Here is a 26,275-nt window from a genome sequence, read left to right as displayed (position 1 = left end):
TTTCCAGAATGAGCTTAACAGATAATAATCATTATTTTCTATCCAATGGTGGCGAAATGGGTGAATTGATGCGTGCCAAAAACTGGAATGAAACTTCGTTAGGCGATCCTGAAAACTGGCCACAAAGTCTTAAAACCATGGTTGCTGTAGTGCTCAACAATCCGTTTGGGATGTATATTGCCTGGGGAGAAAACTACACCCAAATTTATAATGATGGGTTTCGCCCTATTTTGGGTTCAACCAAACATCCCGAAGCTTTAGGAATTAGTTCGAAAATTACGTTTGCAGAAGCATGGGACACTATTTCTCCTATGTTTAGTGATGTAATGCAAGGAGAATCTGTTAGTCACTCTGATTTAAAACTGGTATTAAACAGAAATGGTTTTGATGAAGAATGTTATTTCAATTTTTCATACAGTCCCATTAAAAAGGAAAATGGCGAAGTTGGCGGTATTTTCGTTACAGTTATAGAAACAACAGACAAAGTTCGAGCGACAGAAGCTCTTACAGAAAGTAATGCAAGATTTAGAAACAATATCATGCAAGCTCCTGTTGCCATGTGTGTTATGCGAGGAAAAGATCATGTTGTAGAAATTGCAAACGATGGAATGATTCAGTTATGGGGAGTCGAAGCCAGCGAAATCCTCAACAAACCTGTTTTTGATGCTTTACCGGAAACAAGAAATCAATATCTTGAAGATGTACTGAATAATGTATATGAAACCGGTATAAAATTTATTGCCAACGAACAACTTGTCAAATTGCCGCGAGGCGGAAAAATAGAAGATACGTATTTAAATTTTGTTTACGAAGCCCTGACAGAAACTGACGGAAGTATATCTGGTGTTGTAGGAATTGCAATAGAAGTTACTCCGCAGGTACTTTCTCGTTCTAAAATAGAAGAAAGCGAACAAAAAGTAAGAGAGTTGGTAGAAAACGCCCCTTTCCCGATCGCTTTATACGTTGGCAAAGAAATGACGGTAGAACTGGCAAATGATACTATTATAAAAATATGGGGAAAAGGGAATGATGTCATCGGGAAATCATTTAAAGATGTGGTTCCGGAACTCGATAATCAGTTGGTTTTTGAACAAATTACTGAAGTTTTAACCAGCGGAAAATCTTTTCATACACAAAATACTCCTTTGGATATTAATGTAGACGGACAAGTAGGCACTTATTATTTTAATTACAGTTTAACGCCAATATATGACGTAAACGGTAATGTATATGGCGTAATGAATACCGGAGTCGACTTGACGGATTTGAATTTAGCCAAGAAAAAAATAGAAGAAAGCGAACAAAATTTGCGAAGTATGGTATTGCAATCACCAATTGGTATTTGCGTACTGGATGCAGAAACTTTAATAGCCGAAATTGTCAATGACAGTTTTATCGAAGTTGCAGGAAAACCTTATGAAGAGATTGCCGGAAAAAACTATTGGGAACCTTTTGCTGAGGTAAAATCTGCTTATGAAGGTGCTTTGCAAAAAGTTGTTGACGAAGGAAATCCGTTTTTTGCAAATGAGGTCGCAATGAATCTCATTAGACATGGAAAAGAAGAAACTATCTATGTAACTTTTGTATATGCGCCGCTAAAAAATATTGAGGAAAAAGTAACCAAAATTGCTATTTGGGTACTCGATAATACGCCGCAGGTTATTGCAAGACAAAAAATTGAAGAAGCTGATAAACGTTTTAGAAACACCGTTAAGCAAGCGCCTGTAGGAATCACCATTATGCGTGGACCAAATCATGTGGTAGAAATGGCGAACGAAACGTACTTAAAATTAGTAGGTCGCGAAGAAAATAATTTTATTGGCAGACCTTTATTTGATTCTCTTCCTGAAGTAAAATCAACAGTTGGCGAACTTTTAGATACTGTTTATGCAACCGGAATTCCTTATCACGGAAACGAATTGCCTGTACCAATAAATAGAACCGGAACTCCGGAAATCTTTTATTTCGATTTTCTTTATCATCCGTTAAAGGAAGAAAATGGACAAATTTCAGGAATTATCGTTACCGTAACTGAGGTTACTGAAAAAGTTGAAGCCCGTAAAAAGACCGAAATAAACGAAGAAAGACTTAATATAATAGTCGAAGCAAGTGAATTGGGTACTTGGGAATTATATGTAAAAACAAAAGACTTGCAATATTCTAACCGATATCTGGAAATTGTTACCGGTTATAAAGGAGAAGAATATTTAACTCATGCCCAACTTCTTAGTCACGTTCATCCTGACGATTTACACATACGCGAAAAAGCTTTTAAGGAAGCCATTAATCTGGGAAATATTTACTACGAAGCGCGAGTAATATGGGACGATCAATCGATTCATTGGGTCGAAGCCAAAGGAAAAGTATTTTATGACTCAGAAAATAATCCTGAAAAATTACTGGGAACCGTCAGGGATATTACAGATGAAAAAAATCATCAGCAGGAACTTGAAGCCAGCGAAAAAAGATTTCGAAAACTGGTCATGGAATCTCCTGTTCCTAAAGCGATTTTAAAAGGCAAAGATATGGTGATCGAAATGGTCAACGGAGCACTTTTGAAAAATATCTGGAGAAAAAATGAAAGCGATGTTCAGGGCAAAAACATATTAGAAGTTTTTCCGGAACTCAAAAAACAAAAATACGCCAAACTCTTAAATCAGGTTTATACAACCGGAAATGTACATTCAGAATCTGAGTCTTTGTTTTATGTAAACCACGATAATAAGGAACATAAAATGTATATTGATTTTGAATATGCACCGCAACGAGAATTAGACGATACGATTTCAGGAATAAAAATGACCCTGATCGATGTAACCGAAAAAGTCGAAGCACGAAAAAAAATAGAAGAAAGCGAAAAGAAATTCCGTTCCCTGACCGAGAGTATTCCACAGCTTATCTGGGAAACTGACGAGAAAGGAAATGCATTATTTACTTCTGGTAAATGGTTAGAATATACTGGCGTAATTCCTGCTGGCGAAGCCGAATGGAAAGCCATGATTCATCCTGATGATTTTGAACAAAACACAAAAACCTGGAGCAATAGTTTAGCCACCGGAGAAGTTTATAAAACAGATGTAAGGGTTTTAAGAAAAGACGGAACCTATAGATGGCACGCCGTTATTGGTGAACCGGTTTTGAATAAAGACAACAAAATCATTAAATGGGTTGGTGCTTTTACGGATATTCAGACAGAAAAGGCATTTACACAAGAACTCGAAAAACAAGTTACCGCACGTACAAAAGAACTGGAGCAAAAAAATGTAGAACTGGAGCAAATGAACAAAGAACTACAATCGTTTGCTTATATTTCGAGTCACGATTTGCAGGAACCTTTGCGAAAAATTCAAACTTTTGCAACGCAAATTATCGAGAAAGAATCTGAGAATTTATCAGATTCAGGAAAAGATAAATTCCTGCGAATGCAAAATGCTGCGCAGCGAATGCAAACTCTTATAAATGATCTTCTCTCGTATTCGAGAACGAATATTCAGGAACGTAAATTTGAAAAAGTAGATCTTTCTGAAATTATCGATGCCGTAAAAGAAGATTTAAAAGAAGAACTCGAACAAAAAGAAGCGATAATCGAAACTGATAAAACCTGCGAAGTAAGTATTATTCCGTTTCAGTTTAGACAATTATTGTATAATCTTGCGAGTAATTCGATTAAATTTTCGAATCCTGATATTCGTACTGTAATAAAAATAAATTGTGAATTTGCAAAAGGCGAAGATTTAAACAATGAGCTTTTATCAAAAGATCTGGAGTATTGCCATATTAGTATCTCAGATAACGGTATTGGTTTTGAACCGCAATACAGCAAAAAAATATTTGAAGTTTTCCAGCGCTTACACGGAAAATTAGAATATACCGGAACAGGAATTGGACTTGCAATCGTAAAAAAAATTGTAGAAAACCATAACGGAGTTATCACCGCCACTGGCGAAAAAAATAAAGGAGCTACATTTAATATCTATATTCCTGTAGTTCAAAATTTAAACTAAAAAAAACGGAAATAACTTTTAGAAAGTCATTTCCGTTTTTACTTTTAATCCATAACATTAAAAGATCAATTTCTGATAGATATTATCTTGTATAAACAGTAATAACACCAGTAACTTTATCTTTTATTTTTAATTCTTTGTTAGTAAGATTCATGATATCACTTGTAGAACTTACAGCACCTACCGTAAGAGTTAAATCATTATGAGATCTTACATAAGTTCCAGTAGTTTCTGTCAATGCACAGTTTGTACCATCATAATCACCAATAACTGCAGCGTTGCTTAATCTTAGATCAAGGTAATCTCTGTTACAACCACTTGCGTTTTGAGGAGCGTCGATTAACACTTCTTGTCCGTTAATGATTGTTCCAGTTTGGCTTAAATTATATTTCCCCTGGATTGGTACAATTGTTTCTCCGTCGTTGTCATCGTTACTACAAGATGTTGCAAATAAACCGATGCTTAATAATACTGCGAATAATATTCTTTTAGTTTTCATGTGATTTCTTTTAAAAATTATTGTTTGATTTGTTTAAAATTATTTATGCTAAATTACTTTCAAAGTCGATGAATAATGTTCTATAATTTTCGATTTGATTTACATAATTTCACATAAGTTTAAAGAAATGCTTTACGAAATAACATTCCTGCAACAAATCCGGTAGTATTTATCTCAGAAAAGCATAATATGCAATATTTTCAACGAGACTTATATATAGGTAAAACTATCCTTTTACTCTTGTAGTAAGGATATATCAAAAGATTAGCGGGTTTTATAGAAACAAGTTGTTGGTTCTAATAATTAGGTCTGCTAAAAATTGTATTTTTACTTCATAAAGGCAGGCAAGGAATCTATTTAGATGATATCAAATTATTTTAACGGTATGGTACAATGCTAAATATGTTTTTTACACATCGCCGGATTACACTTAATTATTATCTTTGAATTATGAGCACACTTACAAAACCAAATCATATAGGGCGAAAAATCAGCCGTATTCGCGAACTTAGAGATATGAAGCAGGAAGCTTTGGCGCAAGCTTTAGGAATAAGCCAGCAAACAATATCTGCTATCGAAAATAGCGAAACCATAGAAGAAGAAAGACTTATTGAAATAGCAAAAGTATTGGGAGTAAACGTCGAAGCTCTTAAAAACTTCTCAGACGAAGCCGCGATTAATTATTTTAATAATTTCTACGATAATAGTAATAATAATAGCCAAGGTACTTTTGCAAATAATTGTACATTCAATTCCTTGGATAAGCTAATGGAATCAATTGAAGAAAACAGAAAACTTTACGAACGTTTATTACAAGCTGAAAAAGATAAACTGGAATATTTAGAAAAAGTATTAAACAGAAAATAATCTGTTGTAACTTATCAAAAAAAGGGCGAGACTTTATATAAAGTCTCGCCCTTTTTTATTGAAATAAATATTACTTAAATATTTATTTTTTTACATACTTATTTATGATATAATGCGTCACAGGTCGTAACGGACTATTATTTTCCGGATGTCTGCCATGAACGTTAAAAAAATCAATTCCGTTTGCTGTTTTAGCATACCAAATAATCGCTACTCCGTTTTTATCAAAATAAGTTGTGGTATCGCAAACTTTAATCTTTTTGAGATTAACGAGAGTTGGATCTAAAATTTCGATATTAGATGACTTGCCAACACCTTGTATTTTCAATTCACAATCTACAATTTCATAATGATCGCCAGACCATTGCATGCATTCCTTATTTGGAAAAGCAAAATAGATCACTACAAATCCTATAAATAAAAAAACTGAGGCAAATACAATGGCGTGTTTTATCGTTATTGGTGGAAATTTCTTTTTATGATTTCTTTCAATACTTGTATTTGCAAATGAATTTATTGTTGGCTGTCTTACTTCAATATCAGTTACTTTTTCTCTTGTTCTAAATATTGGAGTTTCATCTTCAATTCCTTTTTCCCTTCCTTTTTCTTTTTCCTTTTCATCAATAAATGTATCCAAAATTAATGAACTGTCAATTTTCTTCTTTTGTTCACTTTGTTCTCTTTCCGGACTTGAGAATCCTACTTCGTCTTCATCATCAACTTGAATTTCATCTTTAAATAACTCTTTAAGTCTAAATTTATTAAAAGGTCTTGCTTCAAAATCTACCAGAATTGCAGCCATATTTACTGCGTCAACATTTGCGGGATCACTTTCTCCTTTAAAATAATTATCAATAGGTCTGAATTTATCTATTTGTTCATCAAACTTATTTCTTTTATTCACATCAAAAGCTAGTCCTAATAAAGAACTAAAAACATTTAAATCATCTTGATTTCTGTTTTGCTGCTGAAATAACTCCCAACACAAATTACGAAGTCTTGCTCTCGTGGGACTACTCAAATAAAAAGAATGATCGCCTTTTTTTTCAATCTCATACTTCTTTTTAACAGCTATTTTATAATCTTCAAAAGTATTGTTTGGCATACGCTTGCGGAATTTTAAGGATTTCGTAATTGGATTTTCAAGGACTTCTACGGAATTCTCAGGACTTCAAAAAATACATCGGAATTCCCGGAATTCCCTATCAAAACAGGCTCATAAGCGTTGTTCCTTTGCTTCAGAATTAGTTCTTATTCGATATCGAATTAAAACAAAAATACAAAACTAGTTCAATTAAAAGTACGGAAAACCGTAAGACAAGATTTATCCGGGAAGTATAAATCAACCTCTTATAGTTCTACGCACTTCACTTCCCAAAACACGAAATGATTATTGCTTTAACAAGATCCGGATGAACTCCGGACGGCAATACTCATGCTTACTTTTAAAATTATAAAAACATGAAAAAGTTATTTATATTGGGAGCGTTTGCGCTATTGAGTACAACTGTTGTTTCTTGCACAGCTGATGAATACGATGAGGTTAAAAAAGAAGTTAAACCTACAGTACCAACATATGCCGATGGTCCCGGCGATGCTGTTATACCGATTCCACCACCAAAAAAACCAGACTAAGAATACTGGTTGATATATAATAAATTAGTAAATTCGGGGAAAGTAAGTTTTATGCTACGGTCCCCGTTTTTTTGTTTCCTTATTTTCCTGATTTTTCTTTCGTGCAAAGAAACAACGACTTCATCTATACACAAAAAAACAGTCTCAGAAGAAGGCTATAATTTAAGAGAAAAAGGAATCTCTAATCTGGAAAATAAAAACTTCAATAGTGCTTTTTATTATTTTAATAAATCAAAAATAGCATTCGAATCCACAAAAGACAGTAGTAATATTACATACAATCTTACTCAAATGGCTACCATTCAGCAAATAAATGGCGATTATTATGGCAGTAAAGAAACCCTGACCGAGGCATTACCTTATATTAAAAAGAAAGATATTTACAGTGCGGCTATTAATAATTTGTTCGGCATTGCAGATAAAGAACTTTCGTTATACAATGATGCCATTTTTTATTACAAAGAAGCTTTAAAAGATTGTACAGACGAAGCATCAAAACAATATCCGTTAAACAATATTGCCGTTGTATTTATTGAGCAAAAGAAATATGATGAGGCCATTAAAATTTTGGAGTCTATAGTAAACAAAAAACTTGCTGAAGAAAATTATTATATCAAAGCAAAAATTTTGGATAATTTAGGTTATGCTTATTTTAAAAAAGGGCTATCAGAAAAAGGACTTTTATTAATGCAAGATAGTTTTAACCTAAGAAACAAAATCGCCGATACGTATGGTAATATCGAAAGCAATATACATCTTGCAGAATATTACTCGAAAACAAATCCTGATAAATCTCATCAATATGCGAAAACGGCATATCAAATTGCTACAAAATTGCATAGTATTGATGAACGCCTGGAATCATTATCTTTTTTAATTTCGAATACATCCAGCATTCATACTACAGAATATGCTCAAAAATATGTTTATCTAAATGACAGTATTATTAAGATTAGAAATAACTTTAAAAATAAGTTTGCCAAAATAAAATACGATTCTAAAAAAGAAAAAGACGAAAACCAAAAACTGCGTTTAGAGAAAGCAGAAAATGAATTATCGCTTCAAGAAGCAAGATACCAAAGAATATTTTTAATAATTGGATTTATTGCTTTACTCTTTTTATCATTATATCTCAGAAAATATTACCAAAACCGAAACAGGATTGAGAAAATAAAAACTGCCTACGATACCGAAACCAGAATTGCGAAAGATATTCATGACGAGTTGGCAAATGATGTTTTTAATGCCATGACTTTTACGCAAACGCAATCTTTGACCAAAGAGGAAATAAAAGAAAACTTGCTACAAAAACTGAATCATATTTATACTCGCGTTCGCGGAATTTCGAGAGAAAACAATAGTATCGATACCGGAATAAATTATTCAGTCAATCTAAAAGAAATGCTTTCGACTTATAATAGCAGCAATACAAACGTGATTATTAATAATATCGAAAAAGTAAATTGGGAATTAGTAGACACTATTAAAAAGGTTACCATTCAGAGAATTTTACAAGAGTTAATGGTCAATATGAAGAAACATAGTCAGGCTTCGATCGTTGTTTTAAAGTTTGAAAGTAACGGGAAAATAGTTTTTATTGATTATACCGATAACGGAAAAGGTTGTGAAAAAGATCAAATTGTAAAAAATGGTTTGCAAAATATGGAAAACCGTATTTTATCCATAAAAGGAACTATTACTTTTGACACTGAACCAGAAAAAGGATTCAAAGTAAAAATAACACTGCCTAAATAAAAGCCTATGTTTAAAAAAGTAATAATAGCCGAAGATCTTGATGCTATCAGTTTAGGAATTGAGCAAGTTTTAAAAGATTTAAATATTGTTGAGTTTCAACATTCAAAGTATTGTGATGATGCGTTTTTGAAAATACGCGCAGCTATTAATAAAAATGAACCTTATGATTTATTGATTAGTGATCTTTCTTTCAAGACAGATCATCGAGAAGTAAAAATTACCAATGGTGACGAACTGGTTCAAAAAGTTCGGGAATTACAACCTGATATTAAAATCATTGCCTATTCTGTAGAAGATAAAAGTTACCGAATTAAATCTCTTTTTGATAATGCAGATATTGATGGTTTTGTATTAAAGGGTTTAACAAGTATCGAAGAATTAAAGAAAGCAATCAATCTCATTTCTACCTCTGAAGGAAAATATATTTCTCCCGAAGTTGCCTCTGCATTGCAGGAAAAAAGCAATTTCGAAATAGACGATCTCGATATTAAAATTTTAAAACATTTATCATCCGGAACGCCTCAAGACGAAATCATACAAATATTTAAAGACTTGGGTGTAAAACCCAATAGCAAAAGTGCTATGGAAAAAAGACTTTCGAAATTGAAAGATTTTTTTAAAGCAAATAATACCGTTCATTTGGTTTCTATCGTAAAAGATATGGGGATTATTTAAATCTCATTATCATAGAATTATAAATTTTAAAAGCTCCTTCGGGAGCTTTTTTTTATTGCCTGAATTTAAAAAATTGCTGATTATGGATTTCCGTAAAATACTGGTTTCAAATAGGTTTAAGTTTTAATTGTTAAAAATTCTAATATTAATAATAATTTAAAAACCTAAAAATTATGGAATACAAAGTAGTACCATTCGTAGCATCAATTGATGCAAAAAAAGAAAACTCAAATCATGTTGCTGAACAACTTGAAAGCTTGATAAAAAGTTTCACAAATCAAGGTTGGGAATATGTAAGATTAGAAAGTGTATCAACATTTGTTCATCCAGATAACGGCTGTTTTGGAATTGGAGCCCGCCCAGGTTACACAACAAATAATCAAATGGTTGTTTTTCAGAAAAGATGAAATATTTGATATTATTCATCATTCGATTGTATTGGAATTTTATCCCTCAATCTAAAAGGAGAAAATGCATTTTTAAAAAATCCTGTTCCAATTATGTTTTTGAAGTCACTCAAAAAGAAGGATTAATAAAGGGATTAAAAGCATTTCAATTTAGATATAAAAATTGCAGAGGAAACTTTCAAATTTTTAAAAATCCAATTAACAATCAGATACAAATGATTCTTCCTTCTCAATTAATTATTGACAGGGAAGAAATCGCAGATAGATTAATCAATTAAAACAATTATCCTACTATGAATGAATCAACTAACATGACTATCGAACTAAAAAGCCACTTTTTAAGATTATATCAAATGGCATTGTCTGATGATCAATTTGATGTTTTAGAACTTCAGATGCTATATCACTTTGCAGACGAACGCGGAATTCCGAGAGAGGAACTTGATAAGCTTTTTCTAAATCCTATTAGTACAGAGTTTATTGTACCGGAAAATTTAACTACCAAAATAGAATACTTGTACGATTTTACAAGAATCATTTGGGCAGATGGAAAGATTACGGATGATGAAGAAAATATGCTGAAAAAGTATTGCCGAAAATTTAATTTTTTGGATGAAAACATCAATGATTTATCCAGTTATCTTATTGATTGTGTTCAAAAAAATATTCAGAAAGAAGAAATTATTAGTCAATTAAATTCCTAAGTTATGAAACCACTATCACAACTATTCAGTTTAAAAAAAACAGAGGATTCTCAAATCAAAACTTTAGACGAAAATGAAGAAGACAGAGAACAAATCAGAATAACGTATTATCAAAGCGGATTTGCTGCATCGATAAAAGCAACCGGAAAACCAATTGTTCTAAAAGCGTGTCTGCAAAACTTATATATGAGTTTTGAAGATCAGTGCCGAAAACAAAAACTGGAGCAAGACAGATTAAAACAACCTTATAAGGAGGAACAGGAAAAAAACAGAACCGAGCTTAAAAAATCTGAAGCCGCAATAGGCATATACGAGAAAAAAGAACAGGATATTACGGATGAAATCGACCAGATCAAAAATGAAATTATCGAGGTAAAACGCAATCCTGATAAATACGGAATCGAAGACGGAAAGGGCTTAAAAGCACAATTTTATATTGGTTTATTTTTGTTGCTTCCTATAACGCTTTATGTATTGGTGTTTTACATTTCGGCATCTTATTCTGCTTTTTTCAAAGAATTTGCAAATGATAGTTTAACCGCTGCAATTTTTGATGCAAATGCGTTGACCAATTCTTTTAAGGCAAGCTGGCTTGAAGGTGTTTTGGTAATTACGATTCCGTTTGTATTTATGGGTTTAGGCTACGTAATACATATGGTGCAAAAAGGAAAAGGTATTAAAAACGTCTTCAGAATGATTGCCCTATTTGTTACAACATTTCTGTTTGATGCTCTTTTAGCATATCAAATCGAAAAGAAAATATATGAATTTAACAAAACTACAGATTCTGCACCTTATAATTTGAATATCGCATTGGGCGAAGCTGAGTTTTGGATGATCATATTTGCCGGATTTGTGGTTTATATTATCTGGGGACTTGTTTTTGATTTTGTGATGAAAGAATTTGAAAACATCGATAAAATCAGGGCATTTATTAGAGGTAAAAAAGAAAACCTTCTTGATCTCGAAAAACTAAAAACAGATTACATCAACAAGGTCAATGATTTTAAACAGCAAATAGTAACCATAACAGGAAAAATATCTGAATTACAATCTAAAATTGACGGTTTTGTGTTTCCTGTAAAAGAATATCTGCATTATCATCATCAATATAAAGAAGGATGGTTTCAGGCAATTAATACTGAAATTGCTTTACCTCACACCGAAAAAACGGAGTTATTACAAAATTGCGATCTTTTTTCAGAAGAACATTTAAGCAAATTAAACCTCATCGATCCTGATTTTCAACATTTGATTTATTCTAAAAATTAATAAGTATGAAAAACATTTTAACCGTAATAGCAATCTCATTATTGCTGGTTTCTACAGTTTCGTGCAAGAAGGATTCTGAAGAGAAAGAAGAAAAAGAAACGTTGGCAAAAAGTCCGGTTTCAGAAAATTACAACATCAGTATTCTCCTGGATTTATCGGATAGAATTAGTCTTCAAAAAAATCCTAACCCCACTATGGAATATTACCAAAGGGATTTGGGATATATAAAATCTGTTTCTGAAGCTTTTACGCAACATTTAAAATCAAAAAGAATAAGACAGATTGATGATAAAATGCAGTTGTTTTTTAATCCGGAACCTCTCGATCCGGCAATTAATACCATTGCTAAGGATTTGAGAATTACGATTGATAAAAATAATGCTTCAAAAAAATTATTGAATTCAATCAATTCAGATTATGCATCGAAGACATCAAAAATATACGAGTCGGCTATAAAAGACAACAAATATGTAGGATCAGATATATGGAGCTTTTTTGACAATAAAGTAAAAGACCAATGCATTGAAAATAAATATCGAAACATACTTGTTATACTCACTGACGGATATCTGTTTTATGAAAGTACGGTAATGAAAGAAGGAAATCGTACAACATACATCACTCCGGAACTCATTAGAAAAAATGGACTCAACACAAAAGACTGGGATAAAAAATTACAAGATCAGGATTTTGGTTTTATTAAAGCAAACGATGATTTATCGAATCTTGAAGTTCTGGTAATTGGTATTAACCCCAATAAAAACAATCCGTACGAAGAAAAAGTAATCCGTGAATATTGGACAAAATGGTTTACCGAAATGAAAATAAGCCATTTTGAAATTAAAAATGCTGATTTGCCATCAAATATGGAAAATATTATCAAGGATTTTATTCTAGACAAGGAATAAAAATCACATCAGTTTTATACGTTTAAAAGAGGAAATTAATGTCCTCTTTTTTCCATTTATAAAAATATTCAAAAAACTTTCTTTAAAACTTTCTGTTATTATGGATTTCCATAAAATACTGATTTGTATTGGTTTTACATTTGAAAAATAATTACTGGAAACTGTCATTTTTTTAAAATGACTAAAGGTAAAATCAAGTATTAATACGCATTTAAAAGAACATATTTCTAATTAGATTTAAGACCTGAATTCCTGTTACAATTATTTGTTACAGATACCAAAAAACACCAATTACAGATTTAAAATTTATTCTAAAAAGCCTATGCAAAAAAACTACTCTATTCTATTTTTATTACTTGTAACACTTTCCTGCAAAAGAGCTTCTGCTCCTCCTCTACCGCAAATTAATTCATTATATAAACAAGTAATTACGCCTGATGATCGTAAAACAATTACAGCAGAAGAAGCAAAAACGTATCATGTAAACACCACGTATCAATATGAATACAGAACCGGAAATCCGGGACATTATGAATATAATTATGATGTAAAAGGAATCAACATCAAAGGCGATTCGGTTTGCGGGAATATCAATGTACAGGGAAAATACGGTGCCGGAATTTTGATTGGCGATACTATTGCTGATGTTGAAATTAATACCGAATGGGTTTCATACGGCAAATTAAAAGCATGCGATAAAAATGGAAATGAATATCAATTAATTGTCAAATAAAAAACGTTATGAAATATACATTACTACTTCTATTTGTTTTTCTGACCTCTTTTCATCCACCGGAAACCAAAGTTTATATCTGCGGATCAACCGGTGCAAAAAAATATCATTTTAATGAAAATTGCCGCGGTTTATCGTCTTGTAATCACGGAACGGTAAAAACATCTCTTAAGCAAGCACAAGGTCTAGGACTCACACTTTGTGGTTGGGAAGATTGATTTTAAACTACTTATACTCATATTTTAGTTGCCATATTATAAAAATACAACTCACTTATTTACAAATAATTACTTTGTAAATAAGTGAGTTTTTTAATAAAAAAGAGATTCTTTTTATTATAATGCAATTATCACTCTCTTATATTTTAACAAAAATTTATCAGGTAAATTATTATATAAAATAAACACATATGCTAATTTTGTAAAATAATATTTACAAAAAGTGTTTTACAACAAAATAAATAGTGTCTTAGAAATCAAGAATAAAACAAGTTTTGTTTTACTCTTCAGTATTCTATTTCTATTCTTTTTATCTTTTAATTTGTTTCATGATAGTCAAAATTCTTTTTTATTAAAGGATAATTTCAAAAAAGAAACTGCAATAAATAAAACATTTCCTTTAGCAGACAGCGATATAAATGCTGCAATTTCTTTAGATGATTTAGATTTAGATAATCCCTTATTTATCTCTTATAAAACATTTCCTTCCCTACAAATTAATTCATTTGATAATCGCTCTTCAATCCTGAAAGAGCATCAGATTACAATACAATTTCACCTTCCTCTTTTCTTGCGTTATCATGCAATAAAAATCCCTTAGTTTTTTCTGTATTCGGTATTTGGTTCATCCAAAAACCTGAAAGTATTACCGTATTTCTTCCATTTAATAATCTTAAATAAAATAAACATGCACTTAACTCCCAGAGAAACCGAAAAATTAATGGTTTTCTTAGCTTCTGAAGTGGCTTTAAAAAGAAAAGCCCGCGGTCTGAAACTTAATTATCCAGAAAGTATTGCACTCATTACCGCTTATGTAATGGAAGGCGCAAGAGATGGCAACAGCGTAGCTGAACTTATGCAAAGCGGTGCCAAAGTTCTTACCCGCGACGACGTAATGCAAGGTGTTCCTGAAATGATTCATGACATACAGGTAGAAGCAACTTTTCCGGACGGAACAAAACTCGTAACCGTTCACAACCCAATTCGTTAATTTTTAAAAAACTCAAAATGATACCAGGAGAAACATTTATAAAAGAAGGCGACATTATCTTAAATGAAGGCAGGGAAACAACAAGTATACAAGTAGTTAACACAGGTGACCGCCCGATACAAATAGGATCTCATTTTCATTTTTTTGAAATAAACAAAGCCATGGAATTTGATCGTGAAAAAGCTTTTTGCATGCGTTTAAATATTCCTGCAGGAACTGCTGTTCGTTTTGAACCGGGAGAACACAAAGAAGTGAATCTGGTTAAAATTGGCGGTAATCGCAAAATCATAGGCCTTAATAATCTTGTAAACGGAGATGGAAATTCATCTCATAATAAAGAAATGGCGCTACAATTAGTTGACAAACTGAACTTTAAAAACATATCAAAATGAGCCTGAAAATAACCAGAGACAAATATGCCAATCTTGCCGGACCTACAGCAGGAGACAAAATAAGATTAGGTGATACCGATTTAATTATCGAAATCGAAAAAGATTATGCCGTATATGGCGATGAGGTAATTTTTGGCGGAGGAAAAACCGTTCGTGATGGTATGGGACAATCTACCACGACAGTAAGAGACCAAGGTTCATTAGACCTTTGTATTACCGGAGTTATTATCATTGATCACTGGGGAATCGTAAAAGCAGATGTTGGTGTTCGCGACGGTAAAATCGTAGGAATTGGTAAAGCCGGAAATCCTGATATTATGGATGGTGTAGATCCTAACCTGATTATAAGTGCCTCAACAGAGGTTCATGGCGGTAAAGGTTATATCCTGACTGCTGGCGGAATTGACACACATATCCATTTTATTTGTCCACAACAAATAGAAACGGCCTTGTATAGCGGTATTACCACAATGATTGGTGGAGGAACCGGACCTAACGACGGAACAAATGCTACCACCATAACTCCCGGAAAATGGAACCTTGAAAAAATGCTTCAGGCCGCAGAAGAATATCCAATGAATTTAGGATTTTTTGGTAAAGGAAACTGCTCTACCCAACAACCTTTAATAGAACAAATTGAAGCTGGTGCTCTTGGATTAAAAATTCACGAAGACTGGGGAGCAACACCTGCAGTTATTGATGCATCGCTAACTGTAGCAGATAAATATGATGTGCAAGTTGCTATACATACCGATACGCTTAACGAATCCGGGTTTTTAGAAGATACGATGAACGCTATTAATGGCAGGGTAATACATACTTTTCATACTGAAGGTGCCGGCGGCGGACATGCTCCGGATATTATAAAAGCGGCGATGTATAAGAATGTTTTGCCGGCATCGACAAATCCAACACGACCATATACTAAAAACACGATCGATGAACATTTAGACATGCTAATGGTTTGTCATCATTTAAGTAAAAATATCCCTGAAGATGTTGCCTTTGCAGATTCCAGAATTCGTCCTGAAACTATTGCTGCCGAAGATATTTTGCAGGATATGGGGGTTTTTAGTATCATGAGTTCAGATTCTCAAGCCATGGGACGCGTGGGAGAAGTAGTAACCAGAACCTGGCAAACTGCCAGTAAAATGCGCTCGCAAAGAGGATATCTGGAAACAGATACTGAAAATGATAATTTTCGTGTAAAAAGATACATTTCTAAATACACTATAAATCCTGCGATTGCTCACGGAATCTCTGATTATGTAGGATCTATCGAAATTGGTAAAATAGCCGATTTTGTACTGTGGAAACCTGCTTTATTTGGCGTAAAACCAGAAATAATCTACAAAGGCGGATTTATTGCAGCAGCAAAAATGGGAGATCCAAACGCTTCTATTCCAACACCTCAGCCTATCATTTACAGAAATATGTTTGGTGCACACGGAAAAGCTAAATATGGTACTTGTGCCACTTTTGTATCTCAGGTTTCTATCGAGAAAGGAATTGTTGAAGAATATGGTTTGAAAAAAATGGTGCTTCCGGTAAAAAACTGTCGTAACATCTCAAAAGAAAACATGATTCACAACAGCGGAACTCCGAATATCGAAGTAAATGCAGAGAATTATAAAGTATTTGTAGACGGTGAACATATTACTTGTGAGCCAGCAGACAAACTACCATTAGCCCAACTGTATTTCATGTTCTAAGAATTTAGATCAGGTGTCATTTAGAAAAAAATCATCATATGCTTATTAAAGAAATATTAGGTAATACTGTCCTGCAATCGTTAGGCGACCTAAAAATTGACCTATTAGAAATCGAATGGTATGAAGCTACAAAACGCATACAACGCAAAACCAGTAATGACGGGACAGATTTATCTATAAAATTCCTGAGAGAAGGACAGCGTTTGCATGACGGTGATATCCTTTTTAAGAATGATGAGAAATCAATCGTTGTACATATAAAACCTTGTGATACCATAGTGATTACCCCAAAAAACATGTTACAAATGGGAACTGTTTGTTATGAAATTGGCAATAAACATATGCCGCTTTTTATTCAGGGAGAACTTGTTTTAATGCCTTTTGAAATGCCCATGTTTCGATGGCTGGAAGCCGGAGGATATGAACCTGCAAAAGAAGAACATCAATTACTGAATATACTAAAATCTAACGTAGAACCTCACGGGCATTCAGGAAGCAATTCTTTATTTAGTAAAATAATCAATATCGCCTCAAAAAATGCTTAGTAAATTTTTAGGCAGCTTATTGCACATTTCAGATCCAACATTGCCTATAGGCGGATTTTCTCATTCGAATGGATTAGAAACCTATGTGCAGAATAATAAAGTAAATAATACCGCCACAGCAGAAATTTTTATTGAAAATATGTTGCAACACAACATCAAATTCAATGATGCTTCTTTTATGCGATTGGCATACGAAAAAACATTAAACAATGATTTGCAAGCCCTGATTCTTTTGGATCAGGAATGTACCGCATTTAAATCCCCCAGAGAAATGCGGGACGCCAGCCAAAAATTAGGGTTGCGATTCATTAAAATTTTTAGACGCCATAAAGAATTTGATCTCGCATTGCAATACGAGCAAAGTATCCATAATGGCGATGCAACAGGTCATTATGCCATTGCATTTGGAATGTATGCCTGCTTAATGGAGATTCCGATTGAAGAATCCCTGTTTGCTTTTTTTTACAATAGCTGTATCGGTATGATTACCAATAGTGTAAAGCTAGTGCCTTTAAGCCAGTTAGACGGTCAGGATATGATGTTCCGTTTTCAACCCAAAATTGCAAAATTAGCAGCAGAAACCCTTTGTCTGGACAAAAATCTGATCGGGATGTGCAGTATTGCATTCGACATACGCGCCATGCAGCATGAAAGGCTGTATTCGAGACTTTATATGTCTTAAAACAATAAAATAAACACTAAAATGGAAGAAAGAAAATATATAAAAATTGGTGTTGCCGGTCCTGTAGGATCCGGTAAAACTGCCCTTTTGGAAAGACTTTCCAGAAAAATGATGGATAGATATGATATTGGCGTAATTACCAATGACATCTATACTAAGGAAGATGCCGAATTCATGACCAAAAACAGTCTTTTGCCAAAAGAAAAAATCATAGGTGTAGAAACCGGTGGATGTCCGCATACTGCGATTCGCGAAGACGCAAGTATGAATCTTGAAGCTGTTGATGAACTCGCAAAAAGGTTCCCGAATATTGAACTTATTTTGATAGAAAGTGGCGGTGATAACCTTTCGGCAACTTTTAGTCCGGATCTGGCCGATGTGACAATTTTTGTGATTGATGTATCCGGAGGAGAAAAAATTCCAAGAAAAGGCGGTCCCGGAATTACACGTTCTGATCTTTTGCTGATTAACAAAATTGACTTAGCGCCAATGGTTGGTGCAAGTTTAGAAGTAATGGAAAATGATGCACGCAGAATGCGTCAGGGAAAACCATTTGTTTTTAGCAATTTAAGATCTGATGAAGGTCTGGAAAGCGTTATTGGCTGGATTAAAAAATATGCACTTTTAGAAGAAATAGAGGAGCCAAACTTATACCGTTAATGGATTCTAAACTTAATATCGTAACGGGCTGCAGAGACGGAAAATCATATTTGAAAGATGTTTTTGTAAGCCCTCCTTTTCGGGTTATTCCTGTGGGGCAATTAAAAAAAGATGGTGCCGCTTATTTGATGATAACAAGTTCATCTCCGGGAATTTTAAGCGGAGATCATTATTATATGGACATTCTGATTGAAGAGAATGCCCGTTTACAGCTTCTGTCACAATCATACCAGCGTTTATTTAATATGGATGATCATGCAACGCAAAATTTTACGGTCAAGATGCAACCTAATACTTCTTTTTTTTATGTGCCGCATCCAATTGTACCGCATGAAAACTCAACTTTTATAAGCACAAATACCATTTACATAGAAGACAATTGCGAGTTTATGATGGGAGAAATAATTACCTGTGGAAGAAAACACCATGGAGAAGTTTTTAAATACAATCATTTCCAGAATAAAACACAAGTCATACACAAACAAAAATTAATTTTTAAAGACAATATTTTATTACGTCCACAAGCAATTCCGTTGGATGCCATAGGTTCATTAGAAGAATTTACGCATCAGGGCACTTTGATATATTTAAATACAAAAAATCATAATACAGATGATTCCATAGAAGAAATTTTTGAAATGATGTCTCCCGAAAAGGATTTACAATTTGGTATTTCATCCCTTCAAAACGATGGTTTTGTGGTAAGAGTTTTAGGCAACGGAGGAGAACAAATTTTTGATTGCTTCCAGAAAATACAAGAAAAAATGTGGTGCGTTAAATCCAAAATAGTTTAATATGACAGAAACATTATGGGCATTATCGCTCACCGCAATTTCTATTAGTTCTATACATACAATGTCAGGGCCGGATCATTATTTGCCTTTTATCGTTTTATCGCGTTCCAGAAAATGGTCATCATTTAAAACCTACCTGCTAACCATTGTGTGTGGATTTGGTCACATCTTAAGTTCAGTTATTCTGGGACTTGTTGCAGTATTTTTAGGCTGGCAGATGAATAAGATAAGCTGGTTTCAGGATTTACGAGAAAACATTTCCGGATGGGCACTTTTAATCTTTGGTCTTGTTTATTTCATTTATGGTATTTGGCAAGCTTATAAAAACAAACCACACAAACATTTTGATGTTTTAGGCGAAGATGTATATGTATTTGAGCACAAACATGGCGAAATTGTTATGCCGGACAAAAGAGTTAAAGTAACTCCGTTAGTCCTTTTTGCCATTTTTGTAATGGGTCCAAGCGAACCCTTAATTCCGTTACTTTTCTTTTCCGGAACACATCGATCTGTAACTGAGATTACCGTTTTGATTAGTGTTTTTGCCATTTCTACTGTTGTTACAATGTTAATCATGGTCATGCTGGGGCGTTATGGATATAGTCTGATTAAAACAGAAAAATTAGAGCGTTATTCTAATGCTATAGGAGGTTTTGTAATTACGATTTGCGCTTTTGGAATGGTGTTTCTGGGTTGGTAAAACTAAAATCTGACTCAAATAAAATGTCTATCAAAAAAATAGATAAAACTTATAAATTAAATAAAATGAAAAAAATCAGAGAGCAAAAGTTCTCCCTTATCACTGAAGTTTTAAGAGGAATTGGACAAATAATGCTGCAGGAAAACAGTCTCACCGGCTTGTTTTTTACAATAGGTCTTTTTATGGGATCGCTATCAATGGGAATTGCAGTACTTTTTGCCGCTTTTACCGGTACTCTTACTGCCCGATTTTTAAAATACGATCAAAAAGAAATCACCATGGGATTGTACGGATTTAGTCCGGCATTAGTAGGTGTTGCCCTTATTTTTTTATTTAAAAATGAACTACTAATCTGGATCTGTATTTTTCTGGGATCGATAGCTGCAGCCGTGATTCAGCATTTTTTTATACAAAAAAAGATTGCCGTTTTCACCTTCCCTTTTATTCTTGTAACCTGGATATTAGTAACCTTACTCCATCAGTTTACTAATATAAGTCCATCTGATGCCTTTATGAATGTTCCTGATTTATCGAACATAGATAGTTTTACATCTGAAACAAACGGATTTGGCGAAGTGATTTTTCAGGCAAATATCTGGGCGGGACTTCTTTTCTTTATTGGCGTTTATATTAATTCTCCTATTGCTGCGTTATACGGTTTGCTGGGTTCTGCTATAAGTTCTGCAATTTCTTTTCACGGACACGAACCTATAAACGAAATTCATATGGGACTTTTTAGTTTTAATGCTGTTTTATGTTCTATCGTTTTTGCTGGAACCAAAAAAATAGACGGTATTTTAGTTGTGCTGTCTGTTGTAATTTGTGTAATTATTAATATTGGCTTAGTAAATGCAAAATTTGAAATTCTTCAAAATGCCGGCGGAGCTTTCACTTTACCTTTTGTAATTGCAACATGTATGGTATTACCTCTTAAAGACAGAAAGGACAAACTTGAAATCTTTTTAAAAAATATTACTGCTGAAAAAACAGCATCAAAAATTACTTAACATTTTAATAATCTTTACATTACGTTAAATTCATATCTGTTTTATTAATTTGAATAAAACTAAACGTTATGAAATTTTTCAACCTAAATTTTCTGGTTTCATTCAAAGAATGGCTTTTTTTAAGAGCTATGCAATCTTCTTTCCTTCATTAATAAATTATATAGAAAAGGAAATACTTATTTGAATGAATAAAATTGAGAACTCATTTTTGAACAAAGACCAATTTGGAGATGATTTCTTGTGGGGTGTTTCAACCGCCGCTTTCCAAATTGAAGGGGCTCATGATGCCGATGGAAAAGGTTCGTCTATCTGGGATGTTTTTACATCAAAAAAAGGAAAGATTAAGAACGGACATCATGCCCTAACTGCCTGCGATTTCTACAACTCTTACCAAAACGATATTGACTTAATGAAGGAATTGAATATTCCTAATTTTAGGTTTTCGATCAGTTGGTCCAGAATTATGCCTACCGGAATTCACCCCGTAAACCAAGCCGGAATAGAGTATTACAACAAAATTATCGATTCTTTATTAGCCTCCGGAATAGAACCCTGGATTACACTTTATCATTGGGATTTACCTAATGCTTTAGAAACAAAAGGCGGATGGACCAATCGGGAATCTGTTAAATGGTTTTCTGACTACGTAGAAGTTTGTGCACAACATTTTGGCGATCGAGTAAAAAACTGGATGGTTATCAACGAGCCTTCTGTTTTTACAGGAGCAGGATATTTTCTGGGTATTCATGCTCCGGGAAAAAAAGGGATAAGCAATTATCTTAAAGCCATGCATCATGTAACGTTATCAACGACAGCTGGAGCAAAAATTGTACGAAATCTAATTCCTGACGCGAATATAGGAACTACTTTTTCCTGCACTCATATTGAGCCGGCAACTCAAAGTCCTAAAGATATTGAAGCTGCAAAACGCGTAGATACTTTATTAAACAGAACTTTTATAGAGCCAATTTTAGGATTGGGTTATCCGCAAGCCGATTTGCCTGTGCTAAAAAAACTTAATAATTATATTTTAGAAGACGATCTTAATAATTTGTCTTTTGATTTTGACTTTATAGGCCTGCAATGTTACACGCGCGAAGTCGTAAAATCAGCAATGTTGATTCCGTATATTGGTGCCGAATTAGTAAGTGCCGAAAAAAGAAATGTGATCTCAACTGATATGGGATGGGAAGTTTATCCTCCTGCTCTTTATCATGTTCTTAAGAAATTCAACGAATATAAAGGCATCAAAAAAATAATCATTACTGAAAACGGTGCTGCATTTCCAGATACACTTTCAAACGGAAAAGTTTATGACATCAAGCGTACTCATTATATTCAGGATCATTTAGAACAAATTCTAAAAGCCCGAAATGATGGTTTAAATGTTGAAGGTTACTTTGTCTGGAGTCTTACTGATAACTTTGAATGGGCAGAAGGCTATAATGCCAGATTTGGGTTAATTCATGTAGATTTCGAAACACAACAAAGAACAATTAAACATTCAGGATTATGGTTTAAGGATTTTTTATCTTAAAACTGATTTCAAAAATATAAAAAGCCTTTCACGTTAAATTGTGAAAGGCTTTTCTATTTGAAATAAAATCTTTTATCAACGAAGTCTAAAATTATATTGTTGCTTTAAAATCCCAATATGAACCTTTCCATTTGTTTTCATGTAGGCTGTTACAAGAATGTATCTTTCTTCCGGATACTTTATCTCATAACTAAAGGTTGTATCCTTTACTTTAACCTGAAGCTGGTGTTTTCCATCATCTGATACTGGTAGTTCTGCCGTTTCATAACCAGGCATTGCATTTGTTGCTTTTAAAGTAATTTCCTGAACTTTCTTTTTATCCAGAAGTATTTCCAGCTTTAAGTTATCAAGTTTCTTATTCGTTGGCTGCTCAAACGAAACAACATACTTTTTACAACCAAAAGTGCATAAAACAATTAATAATAACAGGAACTTTTTCATAAAGAATATTTTTAAAACTGATAGTGACCAAGATCAAAATCTATTGTAATATTTTATAAATATAGATAATTTTATTACAATTCAACTTCTAAGGAAAAGCAAATTTTATAACTTTAAAATTAGTAATAACATCCGGAAAATTATACAAAAAAATATCCATTTAAAAGTAAAAAAAACGTGTATTTCCCTTGTTATCACTAGGTTTATTGGTTAATTTTACTTATCTTTATAGTATAAATAACTATAAATATATGCCGAAAAACAAACTTTTTAAACTCCTAAATTACACCTCAAAAATTTATTCTTTTTACTTCTTTAAGCATTTTATTTTTCAAAATGCTTCCCAATTTCATTTAGAAATTATTCGATCTCCCCTTTTTTCTGCGCAAAATATAAACACGCAGATAGTCCCAAAGCGAAAACTCCAATTTATACCATAATTATTTTTCCTTGCTATATCTTCTAAACTGTTTTTTTAGAAAATATAATTTTAAAATCAAACAAAAGATTTCCCGTTTCAGGATTCTCTTTCGACTCTTCATTTTCATTTTTCAAAAACCAAACGTAATTCTATGATTAATTTCTCCTTTTTCTGCGATTTGATTAGTTCTATTATTAATCTCAATTTATTAATTTCTTCAAGTTTACATTTTTAACTTTTTTTTATAGTTCAATCCAACTTTTTCAGAACTTTTTGCATCTATTATAATAGAGATCAGATTCGTTTTACATTCAAATAACAGGTTCTCACAGACCTAAATTACTATGCATTGTATTTTGTTTTAGGGAATTTTTAGGAATCTTGGGAAAACGCGGGAATTCTGGGAATCCCCTATCTACAAAGGGCTCAAAGCGCCTTTACTTTGCCAAAGAAATTAGTTCAGGTTTTGTCTGCAGACTAAAACATAAATATAAACTAGTTCAAATTAATAGTGTAAAAAACCGTAAGACCGAGTTTAATCGGGAAGTATAAACAACGTCTTACAGTTCTACACACTTTACTTCCCAAAAAAGCAATTTGGTATTGCCTCAATCAAGTTCTGGATCAAATCCGGACAGCAATACCTATGTCTAATTTCTAAATTAAATTAAAATGAAAAAACTAATACTATTAATCGCTTTTGCGTTATTGTTCACTATATTTTCTTGTACTCCGGATGAGTATGAAACTCAACCTAAACAAGAAATACAAAAAAATATTAATCCTATAAAATCAACTTATGCTGATGGTCCAGGCGATGGAGTTACACCACCGAAATTGCCACCACCTGCTTAGTAAATTTATATGTTTTTAGTATCTAATTTATTACTATTTTCGGGGAAAGTAAATTTATATGTTACGGTCCCCGTTTTTTTATTTTATTATACTTCTTTTCCTTTTTTCCTGTAAAGAAAAAAAGCATCTTAATACAAACAAAGAATCAATACGAAAAGAGGCATCTAGTTTACGAAATAAAGCCATTGAAAATTACAATAAACAAAATTTCAATACCTCTTTTTACCAGTTTTATAAATCAAAAAAACTTTATGAAACGTTAAAAGATAGTGCTAATATTGGTTATATACTTATTGAAATGGCGTCAATACAACAAGTTAATGGAGATTATTACGGTAGTAAGGAAACAGTAACCGAAGCACTACTTTATGTTAAAAAAAAGAGTATTTATACAGCTTCTATAAATAATATATTGGGTATAGCTGATAAGGAACTTACTCTTTATGATGACGCTATTTTTTACTATAAAGAATCTGCAAAAGAATATATCGATCCTATTGAAAAGCTAAACCCTTTAAGTAATATTGGACCAGTATATATTCAACTAAAAAAATACGACAAAGCAATTTCTCTTTTAGAATCTCTTTTAAGCAAAAAAATAGTAAAGGAGAAAGCTGACATACTTAGTGTATCCAGACTTTTGGATAACTTGGGTTATGCCTATTTTAAGAAAGGAATGGATGAAAAAGGATTTTATTTAATGAATAAAGCACTCCAGACCAGAAATAAACTTAAGGATTATTATGGAAGTATTGAAAGTTATCTACACCTTGCTGATTATTATGCTAAAAAAGATATTCAGAAGTCAAATGAAAATGCTCTAGCTGCTTACAATGCAGCCACAAAGCTAAATAGTGTTGACGAAAGATTAGAAGCATTACAAATTTTAATATCTAATGATCACAGTGCTAAAAATAGTACATATGTGCAAAGGTATTTTACTTTAAACGACAGTATTATTAAGGTTCGAAATAACTTTAAAAATAAGTTTGCTAAAATTAAATACGATTCTAAAAAAGAAAAAGATGAAAACGCAAAACTTCGCTTAGAAAAAGCAGAAAACCTTTTATCTCTTCAAAAAGACAAATATTTACGAATTGTTTTTGTAATTGTCTTTGTTTTTTTAGTGATTTTAATTGCAATTTTAATACGCTACTACAAGAATAAAAACAGAGCCATAGAATTTAAGACTTCCTATAACACTGAAACCCGAATTGCAAAAAAAATACACGATGAATTAGCAAACGATGTATTTCATGTCATCGCTTTTGCCGAATCTCAGCCGTTATCTAAAGAAAGTACCAAAGAGAATCTACTCCAAAAATTAGATGATATTTACGGACGTGTAAGAGGGATTTCGAGAGAGAACAATAAAATTGATACCGGAATAGACTTTACCAACAGGATAAAAGAAATGTTATCAACATATAATACCCCCGAAAGAAATATCATTGCAACTAATATAGAAAGTATAAACTGGGAAATTATTGATGATATAAAAAAGATTACCATTAGCCGTATTTTACAAGAATTAATGGTGAATATGAAGAAACACAGTAAAGCAAATTTGGTTCTTATAAAATTTGAAAGCGATCAAAAATCAATCTTAATAAACTATACTGATAATGGAAAGGGTTCCGAAAAAACTAAGATGGTAAAAAATGGTCTCCAAAACATGGAAAACCGTATTCAGGCTGTTAAAGGAACTATTGATTTTGACACAGAACCTGATAAAGGGTTTAAGGCAAAAATATCTATTCCTAAATAAATAAAAATTAAAGTTTAATATGTAGTACAAGAGTTTAATTCTTGACAAACAGACATAAAAAAGCCTTTCAAAAATTAAATCTTGAAAGGCTTT

Annotated in this window: 28 protein-coding genes; 25 read left to right on the top strand and 3 right to left on the bottom strand. The window is 32.7% G+C overall.

Features of this window, described 5'->3' with window-relative positions:
• The first annotated feature begins 8 nt into the window (after window positions 1-8).
• Window positions 9-4,004 carry a PAS domain S-box protein gene (locus tag ASF10_RS19095; protein ID WP_056252733.1) on the top strand — a complete coding sequence of 1,332 codons (3,996 nt, stop codon included), beginning with the start codon at window positions 9-11 and terminating at the stop codon, window positions 4,002-4,004.
• A gap of 82 nt (window positions 4,005-4,086) precedes the next feature.
• Here the strand turns inward: ASF10_RS19095 and ASF10_RS19090 are convergent, their stop codons facing one another.
• Complete coding sequence (locus ASF10_RS19090) at window positions 4,087-4,503, bottom strand: lipocalin family protein (protein ID WP_056252731.1); 417 nt, start codon at window positions 4,501-4,503, stop codon at window positions 4,087-4,089.
• Window positions 4,504-4,953: 450 nt separating this feature from the next.
• Here ASF10_RS19090 and ASF10_RS19085 point away from each other — a divergent pair, with 450 nt between their 5' ends.
• Complete coding sequence (locus tag ASF10_RS19085; RefSeq protein ID WP_056252727.1) at window positions 4,954-5,370, top strand: helix-turn-helix domain-containing protein; 417 nt, start codon at window positions 4,954-4,956, stop codon at window positions 5,368-5,370.
• An 82-nt stretch (window positions 5,371-5,452) separates the two neighbouring features.
• Here the strand turns inward: ASF10_RS19085 and ASF10_RS24385 are convergent, their stop codons facing one another.
• Complete coding sequence (locus ASF10_RS24385; protein ID WP_198529613.1) at window positions 5,453-6,475, bottom strand: hypothetical protein; 1,023 nt, start codon at window positions 6,473-6,475, stop codon at window positions 5,453-5,455.
• Window positions 6,476-6,831: 356 nt separating this feature from the next.
• Between ASF10_RS24385 and ASF10_RS24380 the strand changes: the two genes are divergently transcribed.
• The 21 genes from ASF10_RS24380 (at window position 6,832) to ASF10_RS18980 (ending at window position 22,697) form a co-directional block, all read left to right on the top strand.
• On the top strand, window positions 6,832-7,005 hold the full coding sequence (locus ASF10_RS24380) for a hypothetical protein (protein WP_198529612.1): 174 nt from the start codon (window positions 6,832-6,834) through the stop codon (window positions 7,003-7,005).
• A 51-nt stretch (window positions 7,006-7,056) separates the two neighbouring features.
• Window positions 7,057-8,760 (top strand): tetratricopeptide repeat-containing sensor histidine kinase, encoded by a 1,704-nt coding sequence (locus tag ASF10_RS19075; protein WP_056252724.1) that lies wholly within the window; start codon window positions 7,057-7,059, stop codon window positions 8,758-8,760.
• A 6-nt stretch (window positions 8,761-8,766) separates the two neighbouring features.
• Window positions 8,767-9,435 (top strand): response regulator, encoded by a 669-nt coding sequence (locus tag ASF10_RS19070; RefSeq protein ID WP_056252721.1) that lies wholly within the window; start codon window positions 8,767-8,769, stop codon window positions 9,433-9,435.
• A gap of 173 nt (window positions 9,436-9,608) precedes the next feature.
• Complete coding sequence (locus ASF10_RS19065) at window positions 9,609-9,842, top strand: hypothetical protein (protein WP_056252718.1); 234 nt, start codon at window positions 9,609-9,611, stop codon at window positions 9,840-9,842.
• A complete protein-coding gene (gene yidD / locus ASF10_RS19060) occupies window positions 9,839-10,120 on the top strand; it encodes a membrane protein insertion efficiency factor YidD (protein WP_056252714.1) in 282 nt (93 codons plus the stop codon). The genes ASF10_RS19065 and yidD overlap by 4 nt, the downstream gene beginning before the upstream one ends.
• 15 nt (window positions 10,121-10,135) lie before the next feature.
• On the top strand, window positions 10,136-10,546 hold the full coding sequence (locus tag ASF10_RS19055; protein ID WP_056252713.1) for a hypothetical protein: 411 nt from the start codon (window positions 10,136-10,138) through the stop codon (window positions 10,544-10,546).
• 3 nt (window positions 10,547-10,549) lie between these two features.
• The gene (locus tag ASF10_RS19050) at window positions 10,550-11,818 is read left to right on the top strand and encodes a hypothetical protein (protein WP_056252710.1); all 1,269 of its coding nucleotides are present in this window, start codon (window positions 10,550-10,552) and stop codon (window positions 11,816-11,818) included.
• Window positions 11,819-11,823: 5 nt separating this feature from the next.
• The gene (locus ASF10_RS19045; RefSeq protein ID WP_056252707.1) at window positions 11,824-12,726 is read left to right on the top strand and encodes a hypothetical protein; all 903 of its coding nucleotides are present in this window, start codon (window positions 11,824-11,826) and stop codon (window positions 12,724-12,726) included.
• A 322-nt stretch (window positions 12,727-13,048) separates the two neighbouring features.
• Window positions 13,049-13,459 carry a hypothetical protein gene (locus tag ASF10_RS19040; RefSeq protein ID WP_056252704.1) on the top strand — a complete coding sequence of 137 codons (411 nt, stop codon included), beginning with the start codon at window positions 13,049-13,051 and terminating at the stop codon, window positions 13,457-13,459.
• An 8-nt stretch (window positions 13,460-13,467) separates the two neighbouring features.
• Complete coding sequence (locus ASF10_RS19035) at window positions 13,468-13,677, top strand: hypothetical protein (RefSeq protein WP_056252701.1); 210 nt, start codon at window positions 13,468-13,470, stop codon at window positions 13,675-13,677.
• Between the two features lie 223 nt (window positions 13,678-13,900).
• Entirely contained in the window at window positions 13,901-14,278 is a 378-nt protein-coding gene (locus ASF10_RS19030; RefSeq protein ID WP_131726556.1) for a hypothetical protein, read from the top strand.
• An 87-nt stretch (window positions 14,279-14,365) separates the two neighbouring features.
• Window positions 14,366-14,668 carry an urease subunit gamma gene (gene ureA / locus ASF10_RS19025; RefSeq protein WP_056252696.1) on the top strand — a complete coding sequence of 101 codons (303 nt, stop codon included), beginning with the start codon at window positions 14,366-14,368 and terminating at the stop codon, window positions 14,666-14,668.
• Window positions 14,669-14,685: 17 nt separating this feature from the next.
• On the top strand, window positions 14,686-15,060 hold the full coding sequence (ureB, locus tag ASF10_RS19020) for an urease subunit beta (protein WP_056252693.1): 375 nt from the start codon (window positions 14,686-14,688) through the stop codon (window positions 15,058-15,060).
• Window positions 15,057-16,772, top strand: coding sequence for an urease subunit alpha (ureC, locus tag ASF10_RS19015; protein ID WP_056252690.1), 1,716 nt, complete (start codon window positions 15,057-15,059; stop codon window positions 16,770-16,772). The genes ureB and ureC overlap by 4 nt, the downstream gene beginning before the upstream one ends.
• Window positions 16,773-16,810: 38 nt before the next feature.
• Entirely contained in the window at window positions 16,811-17,317 is a 507-nt protein-coding gene (gene ureE, locus ASF10_RS19010) for an urease accessory protein UreE (protein ID WP_056252687.1), read from the top strand.
• Complete coding sequence (locus ASF10_RS19005) at window positions 17,310-17,999, top strand: urease accessory protein UreF (protein ID WP_056252684.1); 690 nt, start codon at window positions 17,310-17,312, stop codon at window positions 17,997-17,999. The genes ureE and ASF10_RS19005 overlap by 8 nt, the downstream gene beginning before the upstream one ends.
• A 21-nt stretch (window positions 18,000-18,020) precedes the next feature.
• Window positions 18,021-18,659 (top strand): urease accessory protein UreG, encoded by a 639-nt coding sequence (gene ureG / locus ASF10_RS19000; protein ID WP_056252680.1) that lies wholly within the window; start codon window positions 18,021-18,023, stop codon window positions 18,657-18,659.
• The gene (locus tag ASF10_RS18995) at window positions 18,659-19,453 is read left to right on the top strand and encodes an urease accessory protein UreD (protein ID WP_056252678.1); all 795 of its coding nucleotides are present in this window, start codon (window positions 18,659-18,661) and stop codon (window positions 19,451-19,453) included. Before ureG ends, ASF10_RS18995 begins: the two co-directional genes overlap by 1 nt.
• A 1-nt stretch (window position 19,454) precedes the next feature.
• Complete coding sequence (locus ASF10_RS18990) at window positions 19,455-20,153, top strand: sulfite exporter TauE/SafE family protein (protein ID WP_056252673.1); 699 nt, start codon at window positions 19,455-19,457, stop codon at window positions 20,151-20,153.
• Between the two features lie 65 nt (window positions 20,154-20,218).
• Window positions 20,219-21,160, top strand: coding sequence for an urea transporter (locus ASF10_RS18985; protein ID WP_056253033.1), 942 nt, complete (start codon window positions 20,219-20,221; stop codon window positions 21,158-21,160).
• 184 nt (window positions 21,161-21,344) lie between these two features.
• Complete coding sequence (locus ASF10_RS18980) at window positions 21,345-22,697, top strand: GH1 family beta-glucosidase (protein ID WP_056252672.1); 1,353 nt, start codon at window positions 21,345-21,347, stop codon at window positions 22,695-22,697.
• Window positions 22,698-22,772: 75 nt separating this feature from the next.
• Here ASF10_RS18980 and ASF10_RS18975 read toward each other — a convergent pair whose 3' ends face one another.
• Window positions 22,773-23,138: a hypothetical protein gene (locus ASF10_RS18975; protein WP_056252669.1), complete on the bottom strand. Its 366-nt coding sequence runs from the start codon at window positions 23,136-23,138 to the stop codon at window positions 22,773-22,775.
• A 1,093-nt stretch (window positions 23,139-24,231) separates the two neighbouring features.
• Between ASF10_RS18975 and ASF10_RS18970 the strand changes: the two genes are divergently transcribed.
• Window positions 24,232-24,414, top strand: coding sequence for a hypothetical protein (locus tag ASF10_RS18970; protein WP_056252667.1), 183 nt, complete (start codon window positions 24,232-24,234; stop codon window positions 24,412-24,414).
• 298 nt (window positions 24,415-24,712) lie between these two features.
• Window positions 24,713-26,182 carry an ATP-binding protein gene (locus ASF10_RS18965; RefSeq protein ID WP_317039055.1) on the top strand — a complete coding sequence of 490 codons (1,470 nt, stop codon included), beginning with the start codon at window positions 24,713-24,715 and terminating at the stop codon, window positions 26,180-26,182.
• The last annotated feature ends 93 nt before the right edge of the window (window positions 26,183-26,275 follow it).

Origin of the sequence: Flavobacterium sp. Leaf82 (assembly GCF_001422725.1) — a bacterium.
Classification (GTDB): domain Bacteria; phylum Bacteroidota; class Bacteroidia; order Flavobacteriales; family Flavobacteriaceae; genus Flavobacterium.
This window is presented reverse-complemented; position numbering and strand designations above follow the sequence as displayed.